4 protein-coding genes and 1 pseudogene are annotated in these 10,378 nt (G+C 56.8%); all 5 read right to left on the bottom strand.

Annotated elements, in window-relative coordinates; all coding sequences use genetic code 11:
- Window positions 1-4,924, bottom strand: a pseudogene (locus tag E8K88_RS07420) (hypothetical protein); the annotation flags it as partial.
- 1,676 nt (window positions 4,925-6,600) lie between these two features.
- Complete coding sequence (locus E8K88_RS07415; RefSeq protein ID WP_240754397.1) at window positions 6,601-7,356, bottom strand: ABC transporter ATP-binding protein; 756 nt, start codon at window positions 7,354-7,356, stop codon at window positions 6,601-6,603.
- 127 nt (window positions 7,357-7,483) lie between these two features.
- Window positions 7,484-8,479 carry a FecCD family ABC transporter permease gene (locus E8K88_RS07410; protein ID WP_136406030.1) on the bottom strand — a complete coding sequence of 332 codons (996 nt, stop codon included), beginning with the start codon at window positions 8,477-8,479 and terminating at the stop codon, window positions 7,484-7,486.
- 62 nt (window positions 8,480-8,541) lie between these two features.
- Entirely contained in the window at window positions 8,542-9,651 is a 1,110-nt protein-coding gene (locus E8K88_RS07405; RefSeq protein ID WP_136406006.1) for an ABC transporter substrate-binding protein, read from the bottom strand.
- Entirely contained in the window at window positions 9,648-10,244 is a 597-nt protein-coding gene (locus tag E8K88_RS07400) for a DUF2478 domain-containing protein (RefSeq protein ID WP_168797272.1), read from the bottom strand. Before E8K88_RS07400 ends, E8K88_RS07405 begins: the two co-directional genes overlap by 4 nt.
- Window positions 10,245-10,378 lie beyond the last annotated feature (134 nt).

The raw sequence follows: 10,378 nt of genomic DNA, 5'->3' as shown, positions 1-10,378 counted from the left end.
CGGTCGCGCCGTCACCAACGACTGGGAACACTGCGTCATCACCGTTGACTGTACAACTGTTAACAGTAGCTCCTGAAGGAGGTGCATTCAGCGTGATACCAACAGGCGGCAGATCGGCAATATGCACCTCGGTCCCAGATCCTGCTGCGTCTACAGCATTGCTCACTTCAAAGTTGTAGTTGAAAGGCGTGTTCGCTGCAATCGCAGGCGCTGTTTTAACCACGCTCAGGTGCGGAGAGCCTTCCGAGACTGGCTCTTCAGGTTCACCGCTGGTGCAGCTTGCCGCTGGCGTGCAGCCAGGTCCTGGCGCTGGTGGATTGTCACTACCGTCCGGGTTGTACGAGGCATGGTTCACCGGGATCGTGCCAATCGTCGAGACAGAGGCTGTAGCACTCCACCTCAAGCTTCGCTCTGATCCAGGCTGTAAAGCCGGTGTCAGCGCAACCGAGCACTCGACCACAGTAGCGCCATCGCCCACTACAGGGAATACGGCAGCGGCACCTGCTACTGTACAAGTACCCACCGCAGTCCCCGAAAGTGGACCATTCAGGGTAATGCCCTGTGGCGGCATATCCGCAATAGTCACCACGTTTGCTGGGCCAGCTGCATCGTCGGCATTGCTTACAACAAAGCTGTAGTTGAACGCGGTATTCGCAGCCATTGCTGGTGCGGTTTTGACCACCGTCAAGTTGGGCGCCCCTTCAACCACTGGCTCATCAGGCTCACCACTGGTGCAGTTTTCTGCTGGCGTGCAATTCTCGCCTGGCTCTGGCGTATTCTCACTGCCATCCGGGTTATATGAAGCATGGTTGACAGGCTGAGTCCCAATGGTTGAGTCATCAGCAGTCGCACTCCATCTCACGATACGCTCATCACCTGGCTGCAAAGCCGGCGTCAAGGCTATCTCACAACGCACAACCGTCGCGCCATCTCCAAGCACAGGAAACTCCGCTGTCATGCCACCGATAGTACAAGCATCAGCGGCAGCTCCTAATGGAGCAGCATTCAACGTAACTCCCACCGGCGGCAAGTCCGCAATATGCACAACCGATGCTGAACCCACAGCATTCGTGTCATTAGTCACAACAAAGCTGTAGTCAAACGGTGTGTTGGCTGCAATCGCTGGGGCTGTTTTAACCACACTCAGCGTTGGCGCGCCTGGTGATACTGGCTCGTCTGGCTCACCGCTGGTGCAGTTTTCCGCTGGCGTGCAGCCCGGGCCTGGCGCTGGCGGATTCTCACTGCCGTCCGGGTTATACGAGGCATGGTTCACTGGTGTAGAGCCAATCGTCGAAGCATCCGCTACGGCACTCCACAATATTGTCAACTCGTCACCTGGCTGCAGCGTCGGGGTCAGTGCAATTTCGCATTCCACCACGGTTGTGCCATCGCCCACCACAGGAAATACTGCAGCAGTGCCACTGACGGTACAGCTACTGCCTACAGGAGCAGCGCTGAGCGTGATACCTACAGGTGGCAGATCGGCAATATGCACAACGGTCGCAGGCCCTGCGGCGTCAGCTGCGTTGCTTACCTCAAAGCTGTAGTTGAACGGCGTGTTCGCTGCAATCGCTGGCGCAGTTTTGACTACTGTCAGTGTTGGCGCACCTTCAGTCACGGGCACATCAGGCATGCCGCTGGTGCAATTGGCAGCTGGCGTGCAGTTCCCACCTGGCTGGGGCGGATTCTCACTGCCGTCCGGGTTGTACGACGCATGGTTGACTGGCACAGTGCCAATCGTAGAAGCATCAGCTCTGGCACTCCAGAGCACAGTACGCACACTACCTGGTTGCAAAGCCGGGGTCAGCGAGATTGAACATTCCACAACTGTTGTGCCATTGCCCACCACTGGAAACACCGCAGCTGCACCACCTACGGTACAACTGCTGTTGGCGGGAGCTTCGTCCAACGTGATTCCAACTGGTGGCAGATCAGCGATATGCACCATAGTCGCAGGACCTGCGGCGTCTGCTGCGTTAGTCACAACAAAGCTGTAAACAAACGGAGTATTGGCTGCAATTGCTGGTGCCGTTTTAAGCACGGTCAGCGTTGGTGCACCTTCGGAGACGGGCTCGTCGGGCGTGCCGCTGGTGCAGTTCTGCGTTGGCGTGCAGCCCACACCTGGCCTTGGCGGGTTCTCAGTGCCGTCCGGATTGTAGGACGCATGGTTAATTGGCTGCGTGCCTTGCGTCGACTCATCGGCAACCGCGCGCCAGACCACAGTACGTGTCTGACCTGGCAGCAAATCGGGAGCCAAGGCAATAGCACACACAACCACAGTCACGCCATCGCCTGCGATAGGAAATACCGCGGGTGCGCCGCCAACTGTACAACTACTGTTCTGAGGAGCCTCCTTGAGCGTGATACCCGTTGGTGGTAAATCCGCAATATGCACAAGCCTTCCTGCACTCAGCGCAGCAGCATCATTGCTAATCACAAAGCTGTAATTAAAGGGTGTATTGACTGCCATGGCAGGAGCGCTCTTGACTACAGTCAGCAAAGGCTTGCCCTGAACAACCGGTTGATCTGGCATCCCACTGGTACAGCTGGCCGCTGGAGCGCAGCTCCCACCCGGTGCTGGCGGATTCGCACCGCCATCAGGGTTGTAGGAAGCATGGTTCACAGGTCTTGTGCCAACCGTCGACTCTGCCGCTGTGGCGTTCCATGTCACACTGCGACTTTGACCGGCCGCCAAAGCGGGGGTCAAGGGGATCGCGCATACGACGACAGTCGTGCCATTGCCCACTATCGGGAAAGCAGCTTGTGCGCCACCTACCGTACAACTGCTAGCAGTAGTCCCTAAAGGCGGTGCATTCAGCGTGATACCAACAGGCGGCAAATCAGCAATATGCACCACATTTGCAGGGCCAGAAGCCGCTGCGGCGTTGGTAATCAAAAAGCTGTAATCAAATGCTGCGCTTGATGCGATTGCAGGCGCACTCTTGACGATGGTCAAGCTTGGTGCGCCTGGCTGAATCGGATTGGAAGGAGCGGTTTGGGTGCAGGAGGCCTGTGAAGTGCAGGTGACTCCAGGCACTGGTGGATTGGCAGCACCATCCGGGTTGTAAGACGCATAGTTGACAGGCATCAAGCCCGCCGCTGAAGGCGCTGCTGTCGCGTTCCAAGTAACCGTGATGCTATCGCCCGCCGCCAGTGCTGGGTTCAATACGATCCGGCACACCACCACGGTGTTGCCATTGCCCACAACAGGAAACGTGGCAGCTGCGCCATTCACCATGCAACTACCAGGTGCAGCCCCAGAAGGTGCCGAATTGAGCGTGATCCCTGCTGGTGGCTTGTCAGCCAGATAAAAATCAAACGCTGGCCCCCGGTCGTTGCTGACAGCAAAGCTGTAGTTAAACGGCGTACCGGCGGCAATTGTTTGAGGCCCACTTTTGACAATAGTCAGGCGCGGAGCCGTCGAAAAGGCCATATCGGCTTGAGGAACCGTGTTGGCATGTGTGGATTGCAATACGACTTTGGATGCGTATCGCACATCCGCTAAAAATGCTGCTTCATTTGCATACGTTTTACCAACAATGGCAGCAGGTGCATCGACACGCCCTTGGGCCACACCATAGCAAAGGCCACTGGTATCCCTCACCCCGCCAGAAGCGTTATAGCAATAAGCGGAGACCGGATTATTGACATTGACGCCTTGATTGACCGTCCCTGCTGCCCAGGTCATGAACATGTCGTTAGCGGGCTGTACCGCACGCACATAAAAGGTTGAATTGCCAGGAGCCAACCAGGTAAATTGGCCGCCATCTCCAGTGAGCGCATTGCCTCGCATTACCACACGACCATCATTCGTAACCTGGTAGAGCTCAACCGTCACACCGGCAAGGCCTGGGGTTGTGCCAGGCACAATATTGGCGGTACCCGATGTATCGTTGTAGATGGTGCCCGCCACTGCAGATGCGACCTGCCCAACCGCCATATCGTACGCTACACCCACAGCAGGGACTCGCGGTCCAGCCACGTTCGTATTGGTCGGAGGATTGGTGTCGAAAGAGGCGCTGTATGTGATTCGACCTACAGGATCGGTTACGCCCGTGAATACGTTTGTACTGTATAAGCAATTGTTTTCGTTGCTGTACAAAACCCCATTCAAAAAGCCCATGCCGTAAACACTGGTCGTTGTACCACCGGGGTAGCTGGTACAGTTCGGTGCGGTGCCTGAGCCTGCGGAAATGCGCAACGTTGTACTGTAAGTCCAGCCACTGCCATCACTATTGAGTACACCATTGGTTTTGCCAGGGACCACTTTGTACAGGTAGCGACCTGCAGGAAAGGCCGCATTGCCGCCGGTGCGACCGATCACATAGACGTTGCCGTCAGCATCGATGGTCACGTCACTGGCCAAAGTGGTTACTGTGGGCGAGCCGTCCGTTGGCACAATTCTGCCGGCAGAAATGGTGCGCGACTCCTCAGAGCCTATGCCACTTGGGTCATAAATATAAAAATAGCTGTTCGCTTCATTGAGCCCTGACGCTAAGCGTGTTGCATACAACAAGCCTGTATTCTGATCCACCGTCATTGCAGACAGACTGCCGCCAGAATTGACAGTACCAATGTACTCTCCGGTCAGTGTTGCGCCACTTTTGACCGCATAAATGGTTCTTCGGTCAAAACCGGTGAAAAACATGTACAGCTCATCGGACACTCGTCCATTGCCCAAATGCTTGGGGCCAAGGGCACTGGTCGATGTGTAAGCTGCATCCCTGCCGGCACTGGCATTCCATCTGTTGAAGACTGCCGGGTTCGTGCCAATGTTTATATCAGGTGCCACACCCAACTGCCCGCCCATGCTGAACATCGTGTAGGACCGTATGTAATTCGAGGCAGCGTCAGCCACATAAATGGCCTGGGTACCAATCGAGTAATACATATGATCGCGATCAAAAATGACCGAATTGATCATTGTTGGCGCGGTGGTTCCTGCCACAGGCAAAGTCACAGAAGGATCAGGCGCAAGTATCCCCGCAGCGCCCGTGCTAGATCTTTGCAACCAAAATTGCGTCCCTGTCTGTGAATGGGCCTGCACGCCACTCAAAAGCGCCACAGCCCCCACCGCTATGGACACCAAGTGCCTCCAACGCCTGCCTCGCTTCGCTTTTGGGGATGGATGCCCCTTTTGGCAACATAACTCTCTGTCTTGCATCTTCAACTCCCTAAAAATACACACCCGATCGTTGTAATCAAAAATCAAACGCCAGAAGTCTTTAACTCGCCAATGGTCGAGTCGAATTCAGCCAAGGAAACCTCTAACAGCCTTCTTTTAGCAATGCGCTCTGCCTTGGGCATACCTATTGCACGGACTTTTCGCCATTCAGTTCAGCGCAACACCCACACAACGCTTGGCGCCCTACCCCATTAGCGGGCATTGGCAAGCGTCGAACCAGGCAGAGCAGCTTCCAACGGGATGCATGCCAAAGGAAACATGCGCCCAACAACCAAACAAAAGAAACAATTAAACACAATTTGGGCCAAATAATAACAATGACGCCAAAAAACAGGAACCAATTAAAAAAAACATTGTTACCTTTAGATCGTTTTTTTTTCAAGCAATAAATGGTGAACAAACAATCACTTCTACAGCATCATCTGCCAATTGACTCGAAAAAAGGAACAATGCAAATTTTTTTGTCAATTAATTGGTGATTTTGATTGCTCGAAAAAAAACTGCCATCTTTCGACCTTGCTCCGAGCCTGACAATAGCACAACCGCTTCTGCTTCCTCAGCACCCACTACATGAGTTACGACCATCGAAATGCGCCAGGCAACGTATCTTGACGCTGCGCTCATATCTGAAAAAGGGCTCTACAACGCAACCAGGCAGGAAATTAATTGAATCAAAAAAATCAACAATAAATTGTCTAATTACATTTTTTCAAGAAAAAAACACATTTTTCATAGAATTAAATTGTTAAAATTTGATACTTGCTGAGCAATTTCATTTTTGTTGCTGGGTTATCATTTGTTACAAATCATGAGTCCGTAAGCAACTCACTTTTGCAGCATAGATACAGGGGGTCCTTAGAGTCTGTTCGCAATCTCGGCGCAGTCGTGTCTGGCACAAAAAACGACAGTGCAAGGCACCTATTGCAGTTCATCGGCCTATAGGTGCAAGACAGGCCTCTTGTACTGCCACTTTTTTGTGCCTTGCGCGACTGCGTCGAGACTTTGAACAGGCTCTATCGGTGACTGTGCTTGCACTCGCACTGGTCTTATGAGACTTTGCAATAAGCCAGCCAACGCCGACGTGTCTATGAGATATTTGGCGCAACGGAGCCAACAAGCCCTGATAGGGGCTTGATTGCACAGCAAAAGAATTCGCAAGCGTGATCACTGCTGGACATGGAGTGCGCAATGCCATGCACTCAGCGGGTAGCGCTGGTTCAGCGACATCCATGTACCCAAGGGCTTCGTCCGGCCCAGCATTCCCAACAAAAAACATGCTGCATTTTGACCAGCAGCACGTAGCCTGGAGTCTGGTCCAGCAAGTCAGCGAGAACGCGTTTGGCTTGATCAAAGCCTCCAGCGTGCTGATTGGTCCGCAAGATTAAACCTTGCGCCGCCCAAGCTCCCGTGCGTATTCAACTGCCACGGGACTGCGCGGCCCAGGCATCAAAGCCATCGCGACCTTCCAGTAAAAACCCCAAACGCCTGCGCAACTGTTCAGGCGTGACGCGGTAAATACGCGCCAGATTCTCTGCAGTAGCAATCGCCTGCGCAGGCCCCGGTCCCAACAGTCGGCCGTCGTGCAGCAGCGCAATCTGATCGGCCACCGCCAACGCATGTTCTGGCTGGTGGGTCGACATCACAATCGCCATGCCCGCATCACGCAGCTGCTGAATCTGATCCAGCACGCGCTGCTGGTTGCCAAAATCCAAACTGGCAGTGGGTTCGTCCATCACCAATATCGCAGGTTGCTGGGCCAAGGCCCGTGCAATCAGCGCCAGTTGCCGCTCGCCGCCGCTGATTTCACTTTGGCTGCGCTCAGCCAAGGCGGCAATGCCCATTTGCTCCAAACAATGCCAAGCCAGCTCGCGGTCGTAAGCACCAGGTTGCGCCAATGGCCCGAGCCGGGCAACCCGGCCCATCAGCACTGTATCCAGCACCGTGTAGGCAAACACATTCGCCTGCCCTTGGGGCACATAGCCCAAACGCTGGGCCAGCAAGCGCCTAGGCCATTGCATCAGCTCTTTGCCATCCAAGAGCAACTGCCCCGCCAAAGGAGGCAGCAAACCCAACAAGGTGCGAAACAAGGTGGTTTTACCGGCCCCATTCGGGCCTAGCAAAGCGGTGATTTGCCCGGCGCCAATGTCCAGCTCCAGCCCCCGCGCCACCATGCGCTTGCCATGGCCAATCACCAACTGCCGCGCTTGCAAGGTAATAGCGGCCGCTGTGCTCGCCTGAGCCCAAGCAGGCTCATGAGATTGCGGTTGGCCGCGCTGTGCCTGCGCAGTGTGCAACGAGTCAGTCATGGCTGCTGCGTCCTTTTCTGGCCAAGAGCCACAAAAACACCGGCGCGCCGACCAAAGCGGTCACCACGCCCAGCGGCAATTCCATGCCCACCGTGCTGCGCGCCAATGTATCAGCCAGCACCACAAAGCCGGCCCCCAGCAGCATGGCAATAGGCAGCAAGCGGCCAAATTCGGGACCCACAAGCAAACGTGCCGCATGCGGCACCACCAAGCCCACCCATCCGATGATGCCGGTAATCGACACCGCAGCGGCGGTCATCAAAGTAGCCGCCACCACCAAAACCAAGCGCAAACGCTGCACATGCACACCCAGTGCCAGCGCTTCGTCATCGCTGAGGCTCAGCAAGTTGACACGCCAGCGCAACAGCGCCATCGGCACCAAGCCCAGCAGCATCACTGGTGCGGCACTTTTCAAATCGGCCAAGGTGACGGCATTGAGTCCACCCAAAAGCCAGAACGTGATGGCCGATAGCTGGGTATACGGGTCAGCCAACACTTTGAGCAAGGCAATGCCTGCGCCCAACAAGGTGCCCACCGCAATACCGGCCAGCACCAACACCAGCACCGGATCGTGGCGGCGCACCACCGAAGCGGCCAGCCACACCAAGGCCACCGCCAGCACCCCGCCGACAAAAGCCAGGCCTTGCACCAGCAGCAAAGAACCGCCGATAAAAATACCCAGCACCGCCCCTAAGCCGGCCCCGGCAGACACGCCCAGAATATCGGGCGACACCAGTGGATTGCGGAACATGCCTTGGTACGTACCGCCCGCAGCCGCCAGCGCAGCACCAACCATCAAAGCGGCCAGCACACGTGGCACGCGCACCTCCCAAACCACAATGTGTGCCGCATCCGCAAGCGGCATCAGGCTGTGGCCCGTGAGCGATTGCCAAAATACCGCTACCACCTGCTCCAGCGACAGCGGGTATTTGCCCACACACAGGCCCAGCAGTCCGCACCCTATGCAAAACAGCCAAGCAGCTGTCAGTGCGCCCCACGATGCCTGTGACGCCAGCCCACGCGCTGCGCGCTGGGCCCGGCTAGACGCACTCAACTCCAAGGCAGCGCTCCTGGCGGCCAAGGCGCTGCGCTTGGCATGCCATAAAACAGTGTGCAAAACGCTCTGGCCTGGGCTTGCACACCTGCTTGCCAGGTGCTGCTGGCTTGGGCCGCGCCCAAGTTGCCGCCTTGTTGCCAATCTTGCAGTGCCATGGTGAGCCAACGCAAACCCAGCAAACGGTTGATGCCCGGAGGTGCATCAATCCAGCCAAACGGCACATGGGGCGATTGCAGCACCTGGTCGTTTTGCACAGCGCGAATGCTGCGCCACAAGCTGGACTCGCGGATGCGCGCCGCCAAGCCAGCTTCTTGTGTGACGATTAAATCAGGGTTCCAGGCCAGCACCTGCTCAAACGAAATACGGCCAATGCTGCCACCGACTCGGCCTTCTTCCTCGCCATCGCTGGGGTGGGTCGCCACATTCTCGGCCCCCAAATACTCCAGCAGCTCGGCATTGATTGAGCCGCGCCAGCCAGTCTCCAGGCCATCGGCGCTGCGCGCCAAATAGACGCGCGGCGGATGGCTCTGCCACTGTGCCCGCACCGCCTGTGCTTGCAGCAAGCTTTGCTCGGCATAGCTGGCCAGAATCTGGGCGCGCTCGGGCACCCCAAGCAATTCACCCAATTGGCGCAGTTGCTGGGCCGACTCGGGCAGGCGCCCATCAACCAGCACATACGGTATGCCCGTTTGCGCGGCCAGGCGCTTTGCTTGCGAGCGGTAGAAATCATCGATCGTGCCGACATCCACAATCACATCGGGACGCAAGGCCAGCAAGGCTTCGGTAGTGATGGAGCTGCCGCGCCCACTCAAACGGCCCAGCGTGGGCAAGGCCGCCAATTGCGGCGAAAGCATGCTGCGCGCTTCGTCAGAAAGCCGCGACGACCAGCCCAATAATTTCTCAGGCGCTAGCGAAGCCACCAGGACCGCAGCAGGCGGGCCGGCAACAAACACCCGCGCCGGGGTGTGGCGCAAAGAGCCAAACAATTCCAATAAAGCCCCGGAGGGCGGGGGCAAGGGAGTGCGCGCCCAAACCGCCGTGGCGGTGTACGCGGCCACGCCAGCGGCCAAGGCGGTGTGTAAAAAACGGCGGCGCTGCATCATGGTGCCAGCTCCACATGGGCGGCTTGGCAGGCTTGCCACCAGCTGTGCAATTGCCCTACATCGGCCTGCAGTTGCACGCCCCAATCACCCGTAAACGACTGCCATTCGGCCAAAAAACGTTGGTCCACTGCAGTGATTAACGGCACGCCGGCTTCTACTGCTGCGGCCATTTCCTGGCGCAGCCCGGTGCCCTCCACCTCCAGCTTGCCAAAACGGTTGGCCACCAACAACTGCGGCAAATCCTGCTGCTGCGCTGGCTGCAAGGCGCGGCGCAGCACCACACTGGCAGCAGCAACCCCAGCAGAATCCAAACAGCAGGCGCTGGAGCCTTTGCCCAAATCTTGGGAAATGCGGTAGCAATCGCCATTGTCGATATCGATCAACTCCATCGTGCGCTGGCAGTGGCTGCCGGCTTCGCCGTCTTGCAGGCCGGGCACAGCAAACTGGGGGGCAGACGTGATCTCCACCTCGCTGCGTTGCAGCAAGCCGCGCACGCGTACACCTTGCGCTTTTAACTGCGCCACAAACGCTTGTAAAACAGGCTCCGCAATGCCGTGTCCGTCATGCACCAAAGCGGCCAATGGAATTGCCATCACACACTCCTTTTCATTAGAGAAATCATCATCTGGCCAGCAGCGCTTGGGGCTTGAGAGCCTGTTCATCCAAAGCGAAAAAGCATGGAAACCACACGGCTGCTGCGGCGCGCCTGTGTCCAAGCGCGTATTGG

It is taken from the genome of Lampropedia aestuarii, assembly GCF_004803635.1.
GTDB lineage: Bacteria > Pseudomonadota > Gammaproteobacteria > Burkholderiales > Burkholderiaceae_C > Lampropedia > Lampropedia aestuarii.
Note: the sequence above shows the minus strand (reverse complement) of the source record. Positions and strands in the feature narration are given on the sequence as shown.